Here is a 17,728-nt window from a genome sequence, read left to right as displayed (position 1 = left end):
GCTTATGTCTGGACGTCACTTGCGGCTTGTAGCTTGCAGCTTGTAGCTAAAATAAGCTTGTAGCTTGCGGCTTGAAGCTTGCCGCCCAAAAAGATGTCTGCCTTCCCTTCTTCCTGGTACGCCCGCCGCGGCAAGCGCCTGCTCGATGTGGCGCTGGCGGCCCCGGCCCTGCTGCTGGTCGCGCCGCTGCTGCTGCCGGTGGCGCTGGCGCTGGCCATCCAGAACGGCGGGCCCTGGCTGTTCCGGCAGCCCCGGCCGGGCCTGTGGGGCCGCATCTTCACCTTCTACAAGCTCCAGACGATGCCCGACCGCCGCGACGCCAGCGGCCGGCTGCTGCCCGATGCCGCGCGGCTGCCGCGCCTGGGCCGCTGGGTGCGGGCCTCCTCGCTCGACGAGCTGCCCCAGCTCTGGAATGTGCTGCGCGGCGAGCTGAGCCTGGTGGGCCCACGGCCGCTGCTGGTGCAGTACCTGCCGCTGTACTCGCCCCAGCAGGCCCGCCGCCACGCCGTGCGGCCCGGCATTACGGGCTGGGCGCAGGTAAACGGCCGCAACGCTATCAGCTGGGAGCAGAAGTTCGCCTTTGATGTCTGGTACGTCGATAATCTGTCTTTCTGGCTGGATTTGCGCATTTTGGGGCGCACCGTGGCCCGCGTACTCGGGGCGCGGGGCGTGGCCGCCCCCGGCCAGGCCACGGCCGCGGCCTTCACCGGCACGCCGGCTTCTTCTGCTTCCGATTCCTCCCCTTCCGATTCCTCAACTTCCCGCTAACCGTGCAACTTTCCAGCAGCTCCGCCGCGCCCGCGCCTTCGGCCCCGCCCCAACCCGCCACCCCGCGCCGGCTGGCTATTTTCGGGGCCGGCGGCCTGGGCCGCGAGGTGCTGGTGCTGGTGCGGCAGCTTAACGCCACGGCGCCCGCCTGGGAGCTGGTGGGCTTCTACGACGACCAGCCGCCCGCCACCGACCTCATCCACGGCCTGCGCTACCTGGGCACCGCCGCCGACCTGAACGCCACGCCTGCGCCGCTGGCCGTGGCCGTAGCCGTGGGCAGCAGCGCCAGCCGGGCCGCTGTGGTGGCCCGCCTCACCTCTCCCCTGCTCCACTTCCCGGCCCTCATCCACCCCGGCGTCAGCGCCAAATCGTTCCAGCACCTGCAAATCGGGGCCGGCACCATCATCACCCAGGGCTGCATTCTGACTACTGATATCCGCCTGGGCCGCCACGTGCTCCTGAACCTGGGCTGCACCGTGGGCCACGACGCCGTGCTGGCCGATTTCTGCTCGCTGATGCCCCACGCCAACGTGGGCGGCGGGGCCCGACTGGAAACCGGCGCCTACCTGGGCACCAACGCCACCGTGCTCCCGCAAGTCCGGATTGGCGCCCGCACCGTACTTGGGGCCGGCGCCGTGGCCATCGGCAACCTGCCCGCCGACTGCACCGCCGTGGGCGTACCGGCCCGGGTAGTGAAAAAATAGGCGGCCCGCCCGGGCAGAACTTACCTTTGCCTTCGCGCCTTTCCCGGCGCGCTTCCGCGAGAAAACCACCTATGCACAGTCAGGATTACGACCGATTATACCTCTCCCCGCCCCACCTCGGCCGCCACGAGCTCAACTACCTACACAAGGCCATCGAAGACAACTGGGTGGCGCCGGTCGGCCCCAATTTGGATGGATTTGAGCAGGATGTGTGCGCTTTTACTGGCGTAAAGCACGCGCTGGCGCTCAACTCGGGCACGGCCGCCATCCACCTGGGGCTGCGGCTGCTGGGCGTGGGGCCGGGCGATGAAGTGCTGTGCCCCTCTTTCACGTTCGTGGCCACCGCCAACCCCATAACTTACCTCGGCGCCACGCCGGTTTTCATCGACAGCGAGGCTGAAACCTGGAATATGTGCCCCGAGCGGTTGCGCGAGGCCCTGGAGGATATGCGCCGCCAGAACCGCCGGCCCCGCGCGCTCATCGTGGTGCATTTGTACGGCATGCCTTGCAAGCTGCGCGAAATTCTGGCGCTGGCCGAAGAGTTTGACGTGCCGGTACTCGAGGATGCCGCCGAGGCTCTGGGCTCGACTTATGAGGGCAAACCGTTGGGCTCGTTCGGGGCCGTGGGGGTGTTTTCCTTCAACGGCAACAAAATCCTGACGACCAGCGGCGGCGGCATGCTGACGACCAACAACGCCGCCTGGGCCGCCCAAGCCCGCGCCTGGGCTACCCAGGCCCGCGACGATGCGCCCTACTACCAGCACTCGGAGCTGGGCTACAACTACCGCCTCAGCAATCTGCTGGCGGGCATCGGGCGGGGCCAGATGGGTTTGCTGGATGACCGCGTGAAGAAGCGCCGCGAAATCTACGCCTGGTACCAGGAGAAGCTCCGGGACCTGCCCGGCCTCTCGCTGGGGCCCACCGAGCCCGCCACGGGCCGCGCCAACCGCTGGCTGAGCTGCCTGCTGCTCGACCCGGCCGAAACCAGCGTTACCCCCGAGCAGCTGCGCCTGCACCTCGAAACCCGCAACATCGAAAGCCGCCCGCTCTGGAAGCCGTTGCACCTGCAGCCACTTTTTGCCGGCGTGCCCATGCACGGCGGCGCAGTTTGTACCGACTTATTTACCCGCGGCCTCTGCCTGCCCTCCGGCTCGGCCCTGACGGAAACTGACCTGCGCCGCGTGACTGACGTCATCCGGACGCTATGGCCTACCTGAAACCAGTACAACCCGTGCGCAACTAGTACATAAGGTTCCATCGGAGGTTTCTGCAGCACAAAAGCCCAAGCACTTAGTATATCAAGCAGCCAACGGGTATATAAGCCAGTCGTTCTAAGCGTCCAACGCCTGCTGCAAATCGGCCAGCAGCTCCTCCATTGGCTCGATGCCCACGCTCAGGCGCACCAGTCCGGCCGTAATGCCCAGCTCCTGCCGCTGCTCTTCAGTAAGCGCCCGGTGCGAGGTGCCGGCCGGGTACGAGAGCGACGAATCGACGCCGGCCAGGGAGGGCGCGAATGGGAACCGTTGGCTGGCTCGCATGAAGCGGCTCACGGCCTCCGTCGTATCGTCGGCGAGCCGGAACGAAACCATGCCCCCGAAGCGTCCGCTGCCTTGCTCAGCGGCAAGCTGATGCTGTGGGTGGTCCGGCAGGCCCGGATAGAACACCTCCCCCACGGCCGGGTGGCGGGCCAGCAGCTCAGCTACGGCTTGGGCATTGTGGCAGTGAGCCTCCATGCGCAGGCGAAGGGTTTTTTGCCCCCGCACGGCCAGCCAGCTTTCCATCGGGCTCAACGTCAGGCCAAACAGCGTCCCAATTTGCCGGAGCCGGGCCGCATCCTCAGGCGTGCGGGCCACCACGGCGCCGGCCGTTACGTCGGAGTGGCCGGCCAAGTACTTCGTGACGCTGTGCATCACCAGATCAGCACCTTGTTCTAAGGGCCGCGTGAGCACGGGCGAGGCAAACGTGTTATCCACCACCAGCTTCAGGCCCAGCGCGTGGGCCGCGTCAGCAGCGGCCCGCAAATCGACGACGCGCAGCAGCGGGTTGCTGATGGTTTCGCAGAGTAGCAGCCGGGTGCGGGGCTGCGCGTGAGCGGCCAGGTTGGTTGTCAGGTCGGCGAAGGGCACGTAGCTTACCGTAATGCCCAGCCGGCGCAGCTCCTGGCTCAGCAGCGCCGACGAACCGCCGTAGATGTCGGCCGCGCACAGCACATGGTCGCCGGCCTCGCAATAGGCCATAACGGCCGCGAAGATGGCCGCCATGCCCGAGCCGGTAGCCACCGCCCCCGCTCCACCCTCCAGTTGCGTTACGGCCGCGGCCAGCTCGTCGGAGTTGGGGTTGCCGTTGCGCGAGTACAGGTAGCGGCTGTCCGGCTCCCCGAAATACAGTTCCAGTTCGTTGAGGTCCTCAAACTTGAAAACCGAAGTCTGGTAAATCGGGGTGATTTTGGGGTGAATCTCCATGAATCGCTGATTTGCGCTGATTGATTGTGATTTCACTGATTCAATCACTGATTTTCGCTGATTAATCGTGATGACACTGATTTCTAGGTTCTGGTGCCGACTGACATGCACCAGAACCTAGAAATCAGTGTCATCACGATTAATCAGTGAAAATCAGTGATTAAAAAAAGCCTTTCCCGTAAAGGAAAGGCTTTTCAATGGAAGCTGAAAACCGCAGGTTACGCCGAAGCCCCCTCGGCCAGCACGATGACGTTGTTGCGGAGCACTTCCACTACGCCGCCTTCTACCTGGAAGCGGCTGGCGCCCCCGTTGAGCACGATTTCGCCGGCTTTCAGCGCCGAAATCAGTGGGGCGTGGTCGTTGAGGACTTCGAAGAAGCCATCGGCTCCCGGAAACCGGGCCGAATTAACCTCCCCTTCAAACACCTTGCGGTCGGGCGTGATGATTTCCAGATGCATATTTGGGAGAATTATGAATTTTGAATTATGGATTTTGAATTGAGCAGAAGCACGTTCTGAAGACCCAATTCAAAATCCATAATTTAAAATTCAAAATTAATAACCTACTTGGCTTCAGCAATCAGACGCTCACCTTTGGCTACGGCGTCCTCGATGTTGCCAACGAGGTTGAAAGCGGCCTCGGGCAGGTGGTCGTACTTGCCGTCGATGATTTCGTTGAAGCCTTTGATGGTGTCCTTGATGTCAACGAGCACGCCTTTGAGGCCGGTGAACTGCTCGGCTACGAAGAAGGGCTGCGACAGGAAGCGCTGCACGCGACGGGCGCGGTTTACTACCTGCTTGTCCTCCTCGCTCAGTTCATCCATGCCCAGAATGGCAATGATGTCCTGCAATTCACGGTAGCGCTGGAGCAGCTCCTTCACGCGCTGGGCGGTGTTGTAATGCTCGTCGCCGAGTACGTCGGCCGACAGAATGCGCGAGGTGGAGTCGAGCGGGTCAACGGCCGGGTAAATGCCCAGCTCGGCGATTTTGCGGCTCAGTACCGTCGTGGCGTCCAGGTGGGCGAAGGTGTTGGCCGGAGCCGGGTCCGTCAAGTCATCGGCGGGCACATACACGGCCTGCACCGAGGTGATGGAACCACGCTTGGTGGAGGTAATGCGCTCCTGCATGGCGCCCATTTCGGTGGCCAGCGTGGGCTGGTAACCTACGGCCGACGGCATGCGGCCCAGCAGAGCCGATACTTCGGAGCCGGCCTGCGTGAAGCGGAAGATGTTGTCGATGAAGAACAGGATGTCGCGGCCGGCACCGGTGCCGTCGCCGTCGCGGAAGCTTTCGGCTATGGTCAGGCCCGAAAGGGCTACGCGGGCGCGGGCTCCGGGGGGCTCGTTCATCTGGCCGAACACCAGCGTGGCCTGCGACTTTTCCATCTCGGCCATATCCACCTTGCTCAGGTCCCAGCCACCTTCTTCCATCGAGTGCTTGAACGCCTCGCCGTAGCGAATGATGTTGGCCTCGATGAATTCACGCAGCAGGTCATTGCCTTCGCGGGTCCGCTCGCCTACGCCGGCAAACACCGACAGGCCTTCGTAGGCCTTGGCTACGTTGTTGATGAGCTCCTGGATAAGTACGGTTTTGCCTACGCCGGCACCGCCGAACAGACCAATCTTGCCGCCCTTCACATAGGGAGCCAGCAGGTCGATTACCTTGATGCCGGTGAAGAACACTTCCGACGACGTGGCCAGCTCCTCGAAGGCCGGGGCCGAGCGGTGAATGGACAGCGGACCGTCGCTCTGGGGCTGCGGAATGCCGTCGATGGCCTCGCCGATTACGTTGAACAGGCGGCCTTTAACTCCCTCACCCGTAGGCATGGAGATGGGCGCGCCCAGGTCGCGCACGCCGGCACCGCGGGTCAGGCCCTCGGTCGAGTCCATGGCGATGGTCCGAACGCGGTCTTCGCCCAGGTGCTGCTGCACCTCCAGCACGATCGTCTGACCGTTGCCTTTGGTTACTTCGAGTGCGTCGAGAATATTGGGAAGCTTGGAGTTTTCACCCGCGAAGCTCACGTCCACGACGGGACCGATAACCTGGGTGATTTTGCCGGTATTCGCCATTGCTTTGTATAGGTTGGGATTGGGTGCAACGATTCAGGCCGCAAAACTACGGCTTAATCGTGGCATTGCCAAAGGCCGCGGCCACGGGGGCCGGTCAACTTTTTTTTCGGCCGCTGAAACCCTGATTTTCAGCTCCCAATAGCCCTTTAAGGCCCATGACTACCCCAAATCAGGCAAAAATTTTTCGCCGGAAATTTGCCTGTAATAAAAGGCCCCGTACATTTGCACAACCAAACGGCACCGCCTTACGGCCTGCCGCCCGGAAATTGTCCGATGGTGTAACTGGCAACACGCTTGATTTTGATTCAAGAAAGTCCAGGTTCGAGCCCTGGTCGGACAACCGACACAGCCAACGCGAAAGGCGCTGATTCTTCCTCCCCCGGAAGAGTCGGCGCCTTTCGCGCTTTAAATCACTCCCACTTCTCCCCTCGCGCCTCTGTTTTGGGCCGGCGGGAGATTTTTTCTTTCTACCCCTTTTACCTTCTTACCTCTTTTTCTCATGGCCCAGCAAGTCAAGCTTTTCGCCGGTAACGCCTCCCACGAGCTAGGCGAAAAAATTGCCGAAGCATTTGGTCAGCCCCTCGGCGACCTGAGCATCCAGCGTTTCGCCGATACGGAGCTCGGGCCCAGCTTCAACGAGAGCATCCGGGGCTGCGCCGTGTTCCTGATTCAGAGCACCAACCCGCCGGCCGAAAACCTGATGGAGCTCATGCTGATGGTAGACGCCGCCAAGCGCGCCTCGGCCGCCTCGGTTACCGTGGTGATGCCCTACTACGGCTACGCCCGCCAGGACCGCAAAGACAAGCCCCGCGTGAGCATCGGGGCCAAAGTGGTGGCCGATTTCGTGCAGAGCGTGGGCACCGACCGCCTGATGACCTGCGATTTGCACGCCGGCCAGATTCAGGGCTTCTTCGATATTCCCGTCGACCACCTCGACGGCTCGACCGTGATGGCGCCCTACATTCAGTCGCTGGGCCTCGATGATTTGATTTTTGCCTCGCCCGACGTGGGCGGCGTGGTGCGCACCCGGGCCTTCGCCAAGAAGTTCGGGGCCGAAATCGTGGTCTGCGACAAAATGCGCCTGCGGGCCAACGAAATTGCCTCGATGCAGGTAATCGGCGACGTAACGGGCATGAACGTGGTGCTCGTCGATGACATCGTGGACACGGCCGGCACCATCTGCAAAGCCGCCGAGCTGCTGATGGAGCGCGGCGCCAAATCGGTGCGCGCCGTGATTACCCACGGCGTGCTGAGTGGCCCGGCCCACGAGCGAATCCGCAATTCGGCCCTGCAGGAGCTGGTGATTACTGACACGATTCCGCTCAAGGAGGAGAACTCCAAAATCCGTGTTATTTCGCTGGCTTCGCTCTTCGCCCAGGCCATCCGCAACGTCGTCACCCACGAGTCCATCAGCTCGCTGTTTATTTAATAGCTGCCGCCGATATTTTTTTTCAGCGAAATAAATCCACTATAAATCAATTGCATATCATCAGTTAAAACCCCTTTTTGCTGTTGCTATGCGGCAATCCGTAGGCGAGCAAAACTGGAAGTTGGCACGGTGTTGATAATAAAGAGGAGGAGAAGGGAACTTTCTCCTCCTCTTTATTTCCACCCCTATGAAAACTCCGCTACTCCGTCTTGCTTCCGTTGGTTTACTGGCCCTAGGGCTGCTGGCCGGCTGCACAACCACCGTGCACATGCAGTCGTTGGCGCCGGCCGCCGTGGCCATGCCCCGCTCGATGGAGCGCATTGCCACGGCCAGCCGCGTGCTGCCCGAAAGCCGCCGCGACAAGTTTTTCGACCTGCTGGAGGGCGTCTTCACCGGCGAGGGCCTGCTGGTTGACCGCGTTGGCACCGAAACCTGCGCCCTGAGCGTGGGCGAAGCGCTGATGCGCAACAGCCCCCGGTTTCAGGTGACGCCGGCCAACCTGCAGCTGCTGGGCAAAACCCGCGAGTTTTTTCTGCCGCCGCTGGCCCCCGGCTATGTGCGGCAGGTGTGCGCCGAAACCCAGGTGGATGGCCTGGTAGTGCTGGAGGCCTTCGACTCCGACATGCTGGTAACCCAACGGCAGGAGGAGCGCATCATCAAGGAAAAGGACAAGCCCGACCGCAAAGTGCCGGTAACGGTAGCGGTGCTGGAAATGCGCCTCGTGACGGGTTTCCGCACCTACGGCCCCGAGGGCACCGTAGTCGACCAGGCCAAGCAGGAGGACCGGCTGCACTGGACCGCCGAGGGCCCCACCTACCAGGATGCCCTGCGCCAGCTGCCCCCGCCCGCCGACTGCATCCGCGAGCTGGCCGCCCGCATCGGCGACCAGTACGCCCGCCGCATTGCGCCTTCCTATGTAAACCTGGCCCGCGAGGTGTACACCAGTTCCCGCAAGGACGCCTACATGGAGCAGGCCAAGCAAATGGTAGCCGCCACCGATTGGGCCGCCGCGGCCGCCGTGTGGCAAAAGGCCGCCCTGAGCCCCGATGCCAAGGTGGCCGGCCGCGCCAACTACAACCTCGCCGTGTTTGAGGAACTCAACAACCGCCTGCCCGAAGCCATAGCCTACGCCCGCAAGGCCGCCTACACCCACCAGCTCCGGGCCGCCACCAGCTATTTGCGCGAGCTGCAGCAGCGCCAGCAGGCCGAGCTGGTGGTATCGGAGCAGCTGCCCGGCAGTTCTGCCAACTAATTGCACGAGGCGCTGGCCCGGTAGCGGGGCGCTGCGTGAAATGCGGTGGCCGCGGGGGTTTCAATTCCCAATCCGCCTGCCTATCTTTGCGGCCCGTTTACCTACTCTGGGTAGGCGGATTTTCCTCAAAAGCACACCTTTATGAAAAGCCTCGAGATTGTAGGGTTTAAAAGAGCGAATCTCGGTAAGAAGAACGCCAAGGCGGTCCGTCTCGATTCGTACGTACCATGCGTACTGTACGGCGGCGCCGAGCAGGTTCACTTCTCCGTACCGGCCATCCTGTTCCGCGAGTTGCTGTACACCCCCGAGGTGAACATCGTTGACCTCAACGTAGAAGGCACGCACTACCGCGCCATCGTACAGGACGCCCAGTTCCACCCCGTGAACGAAATGCTGCTGCACGTTGACTTCCTGGAACTGCAGGACGGCAAAGAAGTGAAAATGGAGGTGCCCGTGAAGTACGTAGGCGTATCGCCGGGCGTACTGGCCGGTGGTAAGCTGGTGAGCAAGCTCCGCAAAATCAAGGTGAAGGCTACGCCCGAAAACCTGCCCGACTCGGTGGAGGTCGACATTTCGAACCTCGCGCTGGGCAAATCCATCAAGGTGAGTGCCGTTGAGCCGAAGGGCTACACCATCCTCAGCAGCCCCGCCGCCCCGATTGCAACCGTGGCCATCCCACGTGCCCTCAAAGGCCAGCTGCAGGCTGAGAAGTAAATCACCGATTTTCGCTGATTGTGGCGCTGATTACGCTGATGCAGATAGCCTTAGCGTAAGCTGTCAAAACAGCACAACGAAATTCACAAAAAAGCCGCTCCCTTGCTGGAGCGGCTTTTTTACTTTTGCGGCGTAACGCAATACCTACTCCGCCAGGCTACTTGGCATCAGTGTAATTAGCGCATAAATCTGCGTAAATCTGTGATATGGTCTTTCTGATTTTATGTCTGGGCAACATCGGGCCCGAATATGCCGATACGCGGCACAACGTGGGCTTTATGGTGGGCGACTGGCTGGCCCGCAAGTACGAGGCCGCCCCCTGGCAACTGGGCCGCCACGCCTTCAGCACCGAGTTCAAGCACAAGGGCCGCCGGTTCGTGCTCGTGAAGCCGACCACCTACATGAACCTGAGCGGCAAGGCCGCCGCCCACTGGCTCAGCGCCCTCAAACTCGATAAAGCCCAGCTATTGGTCGTAACCGACGATTTGGCCCTGCCCTTCGGCAAGCTCCGGCTGAAAGCCAAAGGTTCGGCCGGCGGCCAGAACGGCCTCAAGCACATCCAGGAAACCCTGGGCACCGATGAGTACGCCCGCCTCCGCTTCGGCATCGACGCCAGCTTCGGCCGCGGCCGGCAGGTGGACTACGTGCTCAGCCCCTTCTCGGAAGATGAGAAAATTGACTTGGAAGGACGGTTGGAGAAGGCCGGCGAGGCTGTGCTGGCCTTCGGGACTTTGGGCGTGGAACGGGCAATGAACGTGGTGAATGTGAAGGAGTAGCTCGTGTCATTGCGAGCAGCGCGAAGCAATCTGCTTGAGCAAAACGGCAAGCCTTATCAAGCGCAAAGCCCCTGACACCAGCACGGACGTCAGGGGCTTTCTACTTATTGGGGCTTCAAGCTTTGTCCGATTGGATTGCTTCGCGCTGCTCGCAATGACAGTTTTTTACGCCACCGAACTACCCGGCCGTACGGCGCTGCTGGGCTGCATCAGGCTCAGCACACCGTCGGCGTTTTCGGCCATCAGTAGCATGCCCTGGCTTTGGATGCCTTTGATTTCGCGGGGGGCGAGGTTGAGCAGCACCTGCACCTGCTGGCCCACTAGGGCCTCGGGCAGGAAGTGCTCGGCAATGCCGCTTACGATGGTGCGGGGCTCATCGAACCCTAAGTCCACGCTCAGCTTGAGCAGCTTTTTGGTTTTGGCGACCTTCTCGGCGGCCACGATGGTGCCGATGCGCAAATCCATCTGCTGGAACTGCTCGAAGCTGATATCCTGCTTGGCGGGAGCCGAAACGGCGGCGGCCAGCTCGTTGGCCTTTTTGGTGTCGAGCAGCTTCTGCACCTGGGCTTCCACGGTGGCGTCTTCGATTTTGGTGAACAGCAGCGCGGCTTCGGCCAGCGGGTGGGCGGCGGGCAGCGCGTCGGGCCGGCCGGCCTGGAGCCAGGGGCCTTTTTCGGTGTTCAGCATGCGGCCGAGGCGGGCCGCCGCTTCGGGCAGGAAGGGCTCGAGCAGCGTGACAAGGCTGGCGGCCAGCTGCAGGGCCACGTGTAGCACGGTGCCGGTACGGGCCTCATCGGTTTTAATGAGTTTCCAGGGCTCCTGGTCGGCCAGGTATTTGTTGCCCAGGCGCGAAAGGTTCATCAACTCCGCCAGCGCCTCGCGGAAGCGGTAGTTCTCAATCAGCTCGCCGATGCGGGCCGGAAACTCGGCCAGCTGGCGCAACGCGTCCTCGTCTTCGGGCGTGAAACCGGCGCTGGCGGGCACCTTCCCGCCGAAAAACTTGTGGGTCAGCACCACGGCCCGGTTCACGAAGTTGCCCAGGTTGGCCACCAGCTCGTTGTTGTTGCGGGCCTGGAAATCTTTCCAGGTGAAGTCGTTGTCCTTGGTTTCGGGGGCGTTGGCGCAGAGTACGTACCGCAGCACGTCGGCCTGGCCGGGGAAATCGTGCAGGTACTCGTGCAGCCACACGGCCCAGTTGCGGCTGGTGCTGATTTTGTCGCCCTCCAGGTTCAAAAACTCGTTGGCGGGCACGTTGGTGGGCAGAATAAACTCGCCGTGGGCCTTGAGCATCGTGGGGAAAATGATGCAATGGAACACGATGTTGTCCTTGCCGATGAAGTGCACGAGCTGGGTGCCGGCGTCCTTCCAGTAGGGCTCCCAGGCGCCATCGGGCAGCAGCTCCTTAGTGGCCGAAATGTAGCCGATGGGCGCATCAAACCACACGTAGAGCACCTTGCCCTCGCCGCCGGGCACCGGCACGGGTACGCCCCAGTCGAGGTCGCGCGTGACGGCGCGGGGCAGCAGGCCCTGGTCAATCCACGATTTACACTGGCCGTACACGTTGGCCTTCCAGTCGTGCTTGTGGCCTTCCACAATCCAGGCGCGCAGCCAGGGCTCGTACTCGTTCAGGGGTAAATACCAGTGCTTGGTTTCGCGCAGCACGGGCTGGTTGCCCGAAAGCATGGAGCGAGGGTTGATGAGCTCGGTGGGGCTCAATGAGGTGCCGCACTTCTCGCACTGGTCGCCGTAAGCGTTGTCGTTGCCGCAGTTGGGGCAGGTGCCCACGATGTAGCGGTCGGCCAGAAACTGGTCGGCCTGCTCGTCATAATACTGCTCCGACACCTGCTCGATGAACTTGCCCTCGGCATACAGCTTAAGGAAAAAGTCGCTGGCCGTTTCGGCGTGCACTTTCGAAGAGGTACGCGAGTAGATATCGAACGACACGCCAAAGTCGCGGAACGAGTCGCCGATGAGCTTATGGTACTTATCCACGACCTGCTGGGGCGTCACGCCTTCCTTCTGGGCCCGAATGGTGATGGGCACCCCGTGCTCGTCGGAGCCGCAGATGAATTTCACGTCGCGGCCCTGGGCCCGCAGGTAGCGCGTGTAGATGTCGGCGGGCAGGTACACGCCGGCCAGGTGGCCAATGTGCACGGGGCCGTTGGCGTAGGGCAGCGCGGCCGTTACGGTGTAGCGTTGGGGAAGAACGGACATATTCGAGGGCAGAAAATCGGCTGGAAAAGCGGCCGGGCGGCCGCGGGAGTGCAAAGGAACGAGTAAAACCAGGAACCGCGCCCCCACACCCATGCAGCGGGGCCGGCGGACGAGCCTATATCTGCGAATAGCGCTATATTTAAGTTAGCCGCCAACGCAACCGGCCGTCACTGCTTTCGTTGCTTTCTTTCCACCATTTTCCGGTTCCCGTCATGAGCAAGTCATCCAAAGAAAAGTCGGCTAAGAAAGACAAGTCGAAGAAAGAAAAGCCGGCCAAGAAAGGCAAAGCCGCCAAATCCGCCGACGACCCCGCCGCCAAGGCGCAGGCCAAGGCCGCCAAAGCGGCCCGGAAGGCTTCCGGCACGCTCGGCAGCCAGAAAGCGGCCCAGAAGGACAGCCAGAAAAAGGCCCTCAAGAAAGCCGCCAAGCAACTCCAGAAAGAGCTGGATGGCCGCATCAACGAGGTGGTTAAACGCATCCGCAAAGACACCAAAACCAAGCTGCGCGAAGTGGTAAAAGACGCCACCCGCCGCCTCGACGTTGATGTGGAGCACCTCTTCGAGCAGGCCCTGCATACGATAGTGCGCGGCCAGGAAATCGGCACCTCCGCCGCCTCCGACAGCATTTCGGTGGCAGCCGACTCCGATATGCAGCCCGACTCCGAAGCCTCAGCCGAAGCGCCCGCTGTCCGGTCCACTACCCGCCGTACCTCAGCCGCCAAAACCAGCCGAACCACGCCTGCCAAACCAACGGCCGCCAAAACAGCCAGCGCAACCACCGGCCGCTCGCGGGCGGCCCGCAAGCCCGCAGCAACAACCGCTACGGCCACCGACCCGACCTCAGCAGCGCCCGAAACGGACGCCTGATTTTCGACTCGCAGTCGAAACGACAATTTCAAAAAGGGCAATGGCCCGCTGCCGGATAGCAGCGGGCCATTGCCCTTTTTTGGTGTGCGCAGCGGGCGGCCTACGGCAGGCGCAGCGTATCGGCCGGGGCGCCTTTTATGCGGCGCAGGCGGGTTTGGGGCGTGGCCGTGTTGTTGTCGTTGGTGTTGAGGGTTTCGGGGTGTTTCTGCGAGTTGATGCCGCTGGCCTGCTCGCCGAGCCGCACCCGGCCGGGCGTGGCGTCGGGCGTGGCGCCGCCGTAGCCGGCGTTGCTGTTGTAGGCCGCCTGCCGGTCGGCATCGGTGAGGATGCGACCGGGCACGCGCCGCACGCTGGCTTCTTCGCTGCTGGTTTCCTGTGAGGCAGTGCAGGCGCCAAGCAGCAGGGCGGCCGGCAGGAGGAGGCGAAAAATAACAGCGGTGTTCATGGCGGGTAATAAATAAGGCCGACCCAAAGCGGGCCGGCCCTATGGCTAACGGTGAAAAAGGTCCGAAGTTGGGACTAGCAGAGCCTACTCCGCTTTCTTGAACGTCATGCCGTACGAGTCCATGCAGTAGCGCAGGCCGGTGGGCTTGGGGCCGTCGTTGAACACGTGGCCCAGGTGGCCGCCGCACTTGGCGCACACCAGCCCGTCGCGGGTCATGCCGTAGCTGTTATCGGTCACAATTTTCAGGCTGCTGTTGGCGGCCGGCGCCCAGAAACTGGGCCAGCCGGTGCCCGACTCAAACTTGGCATCCGACGAAAACAGCAGGTTGCCGTCGGCGGCGCAGTAGTAGTTGCCCTTCTCGTGGTTGTCGTTGTAGGGGTTATCGAAGGGTTTTTCGGTGCCCTGCTGCCGCAGAATAAAGTATTGCTCGGCCGTGAGCTGCTTTTTCCACTCAGCATCGGTTTTCTGCACCGGAAACTCGCCGGGCTTGCCCGTGACGGGTTGTGGCTTGGGGTACTCCTTGCCCGCAGCCGAAGCCGTGGTGGTGCCGCGGGGCGAGTCGGCGGCATCCATCTTGGAGTCGCGGGAAGTGGCCTGCGAGCAGGCGGTGCTAAGCGTAGCGGCGGAAAGCAGCAGAGCTAAAAGGGTAGAGCGCATAAGGCGTTTTTTCGGTGAGGGAAAGCCGGCCACCAGAGCCGACAGTAACACAACATACGCGGCCCGGCTACAGTTCGGTTGGGGGCCTGAAGGGCGCTGCGGGCCGATTTGCCGGACCGGGCAGCGGGTCAGGGAGTTGGGCGCCGCGGCCAGCAGCTTTTCCTTACTCGCTGATAATTAACCGGCCGCCTGAATTTACGCGCATTGTTTCGTACATTTGCACCCGCAAAAACCCCTGTATGCAGAACATTCGGAATATCGCCATCATCGCCCACGTTGACCACGGCAAGACCACGCTCGTGGACAAGATTATCCACGCTTCGAAGCTGTTCGACGAACACCAGCAGTTCGACGACCTCATCCTCGACAACAACGACCTGGAGCGTGAGCGAGGCATCACCATCGTCTCGAAAAACGTATCGGTTCGGTACAAAGACGTAAAAATCAACATCATCGACACGCCCGGTCACGCCGACTTCGGAGGTGAGGTGGAGCGCGTACTGAAGATGGCCGACGGCGTATTGCTGCTCGTTGACGCCTTCGAAGGCGCCATGCCCCAGACCCGTTTCGTGCTGGGCAAAGCCATTGATCTGGGCCTCAAGCCCATCGTGGTAGTGAACAAAGTGGACAAGGAAAACTGCCGGCCCGACGAGGTGCACGAGCAGGTGTTCGACCTCATGTTCAACCTCGGCGCCAGCGAAGATCAACTGGACTTCGTAACGCTGTACGGCTCCTCGAAGCAGGGCTGGATGAGCACCGACTGGAAAGTAAAAACCGACAGCATCATCCCGCTGCTCGACGCCGTAGTGGCTTCCATTCCGGCAGCCCCTACCCTGGAGGGCACGCCCCAGATGCAGATTACCTCGCTCGACTACTCGTCGTTCGTGGGCCGCATCGCCATCGGCCGCGTGCACCGCGGTACGCTGAAGGAAGGCGCCAACATGAGCCTGGTGAAGCGCGACGGCACCATCAAGAAGGTGAAAATCAAGGAGCTGCAGGTGTTCGAAGGCCTTGGCCGCACCAAGGTTTCCGAGGTTAGCTCGGGCGAAATCTGCGCCGTGACGGGTATCGAAGGCTTCGACATTGGCGACACGCTGGCCGACGCCGAAAACCCCGAGGGCCTGGCCACCATCAGCATTGATGAGCCGACCATGAACATGCTCTTCACCATCAACAACTCGCCCTTCTTCGGTAAGGAAGGCAAGTTTGTAACCTCGCGCCACCTGCGCGACCGGCTGTTCAAGGAAACCGAGAAAAACCTGGCCCTGCGCGTAAAGGAAACCGACCGTGAGGATTCGTTCCTGGTGTACGGCCGCGGTATTCTGCACTTGTCGGTACTGATTGAAACCATGCGCCGCGAAGGTTTCGAACTGCAGGTAGGCCAGCCGCAGGTATTGTTCCAGGAAGACGAGAAGGGCAACCGCCTCGAACCCATTGAGCACCTGGTAGTTGACGTGCCCGAGGCTACGGCCGGCAAGGTAATCGAGCTGGTGACGATGCGCAAGGGTGAGCTGACCATCATGGAGCCCAAGGGCGACCTGCAGCACCTGGAGTTCAACATTCCGGCTCGGGGCCTGATCGGCCTGCGTAACAACGTGCTCACGGCTACGGCCGGTGAGGCCATCATGAACCACCGCTTCTCGGCCTACGAGCCGCACAAGGGCGTGATTCCGGGCCGTATTGCCGGTTCGCTGATTTCGATGGACACGGGTGCCGGCACGGCCTACACCATCGACAAGATGCAGGACCGCGGCGAGTTCTTCGTTGATCCGGGAGAAGAGGTGTACGCCGGCCAGGTTATCGGCGAGCACACCCGCCCCAACGACCTGACCATCAACATCCAGAAGGGCAAGAAGCTGACCAACATGCGTGCTTCGGGCTCCGACGACAACGCCAAAATCGTTCCCAAGCGTCAGTTCTCGCTCGAAGAAGCCATGGAATACATCCAGAAGGATGAGTACCTGGAGGTGACGCCCAAATCGATCCGGATGCGTAAAATCCTACTCGACGAGAACGAGCGCCTGCGCTCGGCCAAGAAGGTCGACTAGTCGGTTTCCGGAAGTTACTTTTTATAGGAAAGGGGCGCGACGCAAGTTGCGCCCTTTTTTGTAGTCCGGCGCAACCGGCACATTTTTCCAACCTACGCCTTATGCCTCCTCATCCTATGCCGACGAACACGAATACCGACTTGCTGGCCTTGCTCGGCCTCTTTGGCGCGGGCGATGCCGCCCCGCAGCTGGCTAAGCGGCTGCAATTGGTGCTCACCAACCCGGCAGAATATGCCAGGTAGTTTGCCGGGGAGCTGGCCGAGCGCGGCATAGCGGCCGCAGTGCCAGCCCAGGAGCTGCGCGACCTGGCCCTACTGGATGCCCTGCTGACGGAAGATCTGGCCGTAGAATGCGACTGGCAGGAGACGGCCGGCGAAATGATAGCCAGCCTGAACTACGTGCTGGCCCGCCAGGGCCGCCCCTTGCTGTCGGAAGCCCCGGACCTGGGTGCCGACGACGAAATCGGCCCGGAGCAGCTGGACCTGATGCAGGATACCCTGGAGCCCCTGGGTCTGGCGCTGGTACAGTTCAGCCTCGACGGCGACTCGTACCCGCTGGGCGTAGTAGCCCTGGACCAGACCGAAGAGCTGGCGAAGCGGGCGCAACAGCTGGGCTTTAAGCTGCACACCTGGTAGCGCGGCCGCCGTGGTGCCAGGTGTGCAGAAGATTGCCAGCCGGCTGGCAGTTGCTGCTCGGATTACGTACCTTCCTTAACCGCTACCGTTCACGCTACCCTTATGGACTCTGAAAACCGCAACAAGCGCGACCTGCCCGAAGTGGTAGCCGACATTCTGATTACGCTGGATAAGATGCAGCAGACGCAGGAGCAAATGCAACAGCGTATCGATGAAGGGTTTTCCCGCATGGAAAACTCTTTCGACCGGATGACCAACGCCGTCATCGACGCCATGAACCGGCAGACGGCCCGCTACGACACCGTGCAAACGGCGCAGAGCGCCTAGAAACCGAGGTGCGGGAGTTGCGGCAGCGGCTGGAGAACCTAGAGAAAGTGGTGTACAAAAAGGCGGTCTGAACAGGTTGACTGCCCTTAGCATTGCCGGAAGCGGCGCGGCCCTCGGAGCCGCGCCGCTTCTCTTTTTTCAGCTAGGAGCTGTTCTCAATTAAGGTAGAGCGTGATAACTCGTAGACAGATAAAGGAGTCAAACGTGCGGTCCAGCTTATCGTAGCGGGTGGCTAAGCGTCTAAATTGCTTCATTTTGCTGAACGTCTGCTCAATGTGGTGTCGCTGCCGATAGGCCACTGGGTCGAAATGAGGCATGTTCTTGCGCCGTGGATTCGGCTTAATGACCGCCTTGGCTCCTGCC

The 17,728-nt window shown here is 61.7% G+C and carries 19 protein-coding genes and 1 tRNA gene; 13 read left to right on the top strand and 7 right to left on the bottom strand.

Features of this window, described 5'->3' with window-relative positions; genetic code table 11:
• Window positions 1–93 precede the first annotated feature (93 nt).
• From H145_RS22015 to H145_RS0118125, 3 genes are all read left to right on the top strand, one after another.
• Entirely contained in the window at window positions 94–768 is a 675-nt protein-coding gene (locus H145_RS22015; protein ID WP_019949579.1) for a sugar transferase, read from the top strand.
• A 2-nt stretch (window positions 769–770) separates the two neighbouring features.
• On the top strand, window positions 771–1,472 hold the full coding sequence (locus H145_RS0118130) for an acetyltransferase (RefSeq protein WP_019949578.1): 702 nt from the start codon (window positions 771–773) through the stop codon (window positions 1,470–1,472).
• 71 nt (window positions 1,473–1,543) lie between these two features.
• Window positions 1,544–2,689: a DegT/DnrJ/EryC1/StrS family aminotransferase gene (locus H145_RS0118125; protein ID WP_019949577.1), complete on the top strand. Its 1,146-nt coding sequence runs from the start codon at window positions 1,544–1,546 to the stop codon at window positions 2,687–2,689.
• Window positions 2,690–2,803: 114 nt separating this feature from the next.
• Here the strand turns inward: H145_RS0118125 and H145_RS0118120 are convergent, their stop codons facing one another.
• The 3 genes from H145_RS0118120 to atpD form a co-directional block, all read right to left on the bottom strand.
• A complete protein-coding gene (locus H145_RS0118120) occupies window positions 2,804–3,970 on the bottom strand; it encodes a trans-sulfuration enzyme family protein (RefSeq protein ID WP_262489241.1) in 1,167 nt (388 codons plus the stop codon).
• Window positions 3,971–4,152: 182 nt separating this feature from the next.
• The gene (locus H145_RS0118115; protein ID WP_019949575.1) at window positions 4,153–4,392 is read right to left on the bottom strand and encodes a F0F1 ATP synthase subunit epsilon; all 240 of its coding nucleotides are present in this window, start codon (window positions 4,390–4,392) and stop codon (window positions 4,153–4,155) included.
• Window positions 4,393–4,496: 104 nt separating this feature from the next.
• On the bottom strand, window positions 4,497–6,002 hold the full coding sequence (atpD, locus tag H145_RS0118110) for a F0F1 ATP synthase subunit beta (protein ID WP_019949574.1): 1,506 nt from the start codon (window positions 6,000–6,002) through the stop codon (window positions 4,497–4,499).
• 267 nt (window positions 6,003–6,269) lie between these two features.
• Between atpD and H145_RS0118105 the strand changes: the two genes are divergently transcribed.
• From H145_RS0118105 to pth, 5 genes are all read left to right on the top strand, one after another.
• Window positions 6,270–6,342 (top strand) — tRNA-Gln (locus H145_RS0118105).
• A 159-nt stretch (window positions 6,343–6,501) separates the two neighbouring features.
• Window positions 6,502–7,431: a ribose-phosphate pyrophosphokinase gene (locus tag H145_RS0118100; protein ID WP_019949573.1), complete on the top strand. Its 930-nt coding sequence runs from the start codon at window positions 6,502–6,504 to the stop codon at window positions 7,429–7,431.
• A gap of 187 nt (window positions 7,432–7,618) precedes the next feature.
• A complete protein-coding gene (locus H145_RS0118095) occupies window positions 7,619–8,683 on the top strand; it encodes a DUF6340 family protein (RefSeq protein WP_157541777.1) in 1,065 nt (354 codons plus the stop codon).
• Between the two features lie 141 nt (window positions 8,684–8,824).
• Complete coding sequence (locus H145_RS0118090; protein ID WP_019949571.1) at window positions 8,825–9,397, top strand: 50S ribosomal protein L25/general stress protein Ctc; 573 nt, start codon at window positions 8,825–8,827, stop codon at window positions 9,395–9,397.
• 206 nt (window positions 9,398–9,603) lie between these two features.
• Window positions 9,604–10,173 (top strand): aminoacyl-tRNA hydrolase, encoded by a 570-nt coding sequence (gene pth, locus H145_RS0118085; protein ID WP_019949570.1) that lies wholly within the window; start codon window positions 9,604–9,606, stop codon window positions 10,171–10,173.
• Window positions 10,174–10,338: 165 nt separating this feature from the next.
• Here pth and metG read toward each other — a convergent pair whose 3' ends face one another.
• Window positions 10,339–12,387, bottom strand: coding sequence for a methionine--tRNA ligase (gene metG / locus H145_RS0118080; protein WP_026351618.1), 2,049 nt, complete (start codon window positions 12,385–12,387; stop codon window positions 10,339–10,341).
• A 212-nt stretch (window positions 12,388–12,599) separates the two neighbouring features.
• On the opposite strand from metG, the gene H145_RS0118075 reads away from it, so the two are divergent.
• Window positions 12,600–13,253: a hypothetical protein gene (locus H145_RS0118075; RefSeq protein ID WP_026351617.1), complete on the top strand. Its 654-nt coding sequence runs from the start codon at window positions 12,600–12,602 to the stop codon at window positions 13,251–13,253.
• A gap of 100 nt (window positions 13,254–13,353) precedes the next feature.
• On the opposite strand, the gene H145_RS0118070 is transcribed toward H145_RS0118075, so the two are convergent.
• Entirely contained in the window at window positions 13,354–13,698 is a 345-nt protein-coding gene (locus H145_RS0118070; RefSeq protein ID WP_019949568.1) for a hypothetical protein, read from the bottom strand.
• Window positions 13,699–13,782: 84 nt separating this feature from the next.
• Window positions 13,783–14,355, bottom strand: coding sequence for a peptide-methionine (R)-S-oxide reductase MsrB (msrB, locus tag H145_RS0118065; RefSeq protein WP_019949567.1), 573 nt, complete (start codon window positions 14,353–14,355; stop codon window positions 13,783–13,785).
• Window positions 14,356–14,594: 239 nt separating this feature from the next.
• On the opposite strand from msrB, the gene typA reads away from it, so the two are divergent.
• From typA to H145_RS0118045, 4 genes are all read left to right on the top strand, one after another.
• Window positions 14,595–16,403 (top strand): translational GTPase TypA, encoded by a 1,809-nt coding sequence (typA, locus tag H145_RS0118060; protein WP_019949566.1) that lies wholly within the window; start codon window positions 14,595–14,597, stop codon window positions 16,401–16,403.
• Window positions 16,404–16,519: 116 nt separating this feature from the next.
• The gene (locus tag H145_RS24910) at window positions 16,520–16,645 is read left to right on the top strand and encodes a hypothetical protein (RefSeq protein ID WP_019949565.1); all 126 of its coding nucleotides are present in this window, start codon (window positions 16,520–16,522) and stop codon (window positions 16,643–16,645) included.
• 12 nt (window positions 16,646–16,657) lie between these two features.
• Complete coding sequence (locus tag H145_RS0118050) at window positions 16,658–17,038, top strand: DUF6630 family protein (protein ID WP_456236134.1); 381 nt, start codon at window positions 16,658–16,660, stop codon at window positions 17,036–17,038.
• Between the two features lie 102 nt (window positions 17,039–17,140).
• Window positions 17,141–17,365, top strand: a complete 225-nt coding sequence (locus tag H145_RS0118045; RefSeq protein ID WP_019949563.1) for a hypothetical protein — start codon at window positions 17,141–17,143, stop codon at window positions 17,363–17,365.
• 155 nt (window positions 17,366–17,520) lie between these two features.
• On the opposite strand, the gene H145_RS0118040 is transcribed toward H145_RS0118045, so the two are convergent.
• A partial coding sequence (locus tag H145_RS0118040; RefSeq protein WP_019949562.1) for a transposase occupies window positions 17,521–17,728 on the bottom strand: 208 nt, incomplete at its 5' end.

The organism is Hymenobacter aerophilus DSM 13606 (assembly GCF_000382225.1).
Lineage (GTDB): Bacteria > Bacteroidota > Bacteroidia > Cytophagales > Hymenobacteraceae > Hymenobacter > Hymenobacter aerophilus.
This window is presented reverse-complemented; position numbering and strand designations above follow the sequence as displayed.

Coding starts and splice junctions, on each gene's coding strand:
- H145_RS22015 (WP_019949579.1), top strand. CDS start 94: ATGTCTGCCTTCCCTTCTTCCTGGTACGCCCGCCGCGGCAAGCGCCTG.
- H145_RS0118125 (WP_019949577.1), top strand. CDS start 1,544: ATGCACAGTCAGGATTACGACCGATTATACCTCTCCCCGCCCCACCTC.
- H145_RS0118115 (WP_019949575.1), bottom strand. CDS start 4,392: ATGCATCTGGAAATCATCACGCCCGACCGCAAGGTGTTTGAAGGGGAG.
- atpD (WP_019949574.1), bottom strand. CDS start 6,002: ATGGCGAATACCGGCAAAATCACCCAGGTTATCGGTCCCGTCGTGGAC.
- H145_RS0118100 (WP_019949573.1), top strand. CDS start 6,502: ATGGCCCAGCAAGTCAAGCTTTTCGCCGGTAACGCCTCCCACGAGCTA.
- H145_RS0118095 (WP_157541777.1), top strand. CDS start 7,619: ATGAAAACTCCGCTACTCCGTCTTGCTTCCGTTGGTTTACTGGCCCTA.
- H145_RS0118090 (WP_019949571.1), top strand. CDS start 8,825: ATGAAAAGCCTCGAGATTGTAGGGTTTAAAAGAGCGAATCTCGGTAAG.
- pth (WP_019949570.1), top strand. CDS start 9,604: ATGGTCTTTCTGATTTTATGTCTGGGCAACATCGGGCCCGAATATGCC.
- metG (WP_026351618.1), bottom strand. CDS start 12,387: ATGTCCGTTCTTCCCCAACGCTACACCGTAACGGCCGCGCTGCCCTAC.
- H145_RS0118075 (WP_026351617.1), top strand. CDS start 12,600: ATGAGCAAGTCATCCAAAGAAAAGTCGGCTAAGAAAGACAAGTCGAAG.
- H145_RS0118070 (WP_019949568.1), bottom strand. CDS start 13,698: ATGAACACCGCTGTTATTTTTCGCCTCCTCCTGCCGGCCGCCCTGCTG.
- msrB (WP_019949567.1), bottom strand. CDS start 14,355: ATGCGCTCTACCCTTTTAGCTCTGCTGCTTTCCGCCGCTACGCTTAGC.
- typA (WP_019949566.1), top strand. CDS start 14,595: ATGCAGAACATTCGGAATATCGCCATCATCGCCCACGTTGACCACGGC.
- H145_RS24910 (WP_019949565.1), top strand. CDS start 16,520: ATGCCGACGAACACGAATACCGACTTGCTGGCCTTGCTCGGCCTCTTT.
- H145_RS0118045 (WP_019949563.1), top strand. CDS start 17,141: ATGGACTCTGAAAACCGCAACAAGCGCGACCTGCCCGAAGTGGTAGCC.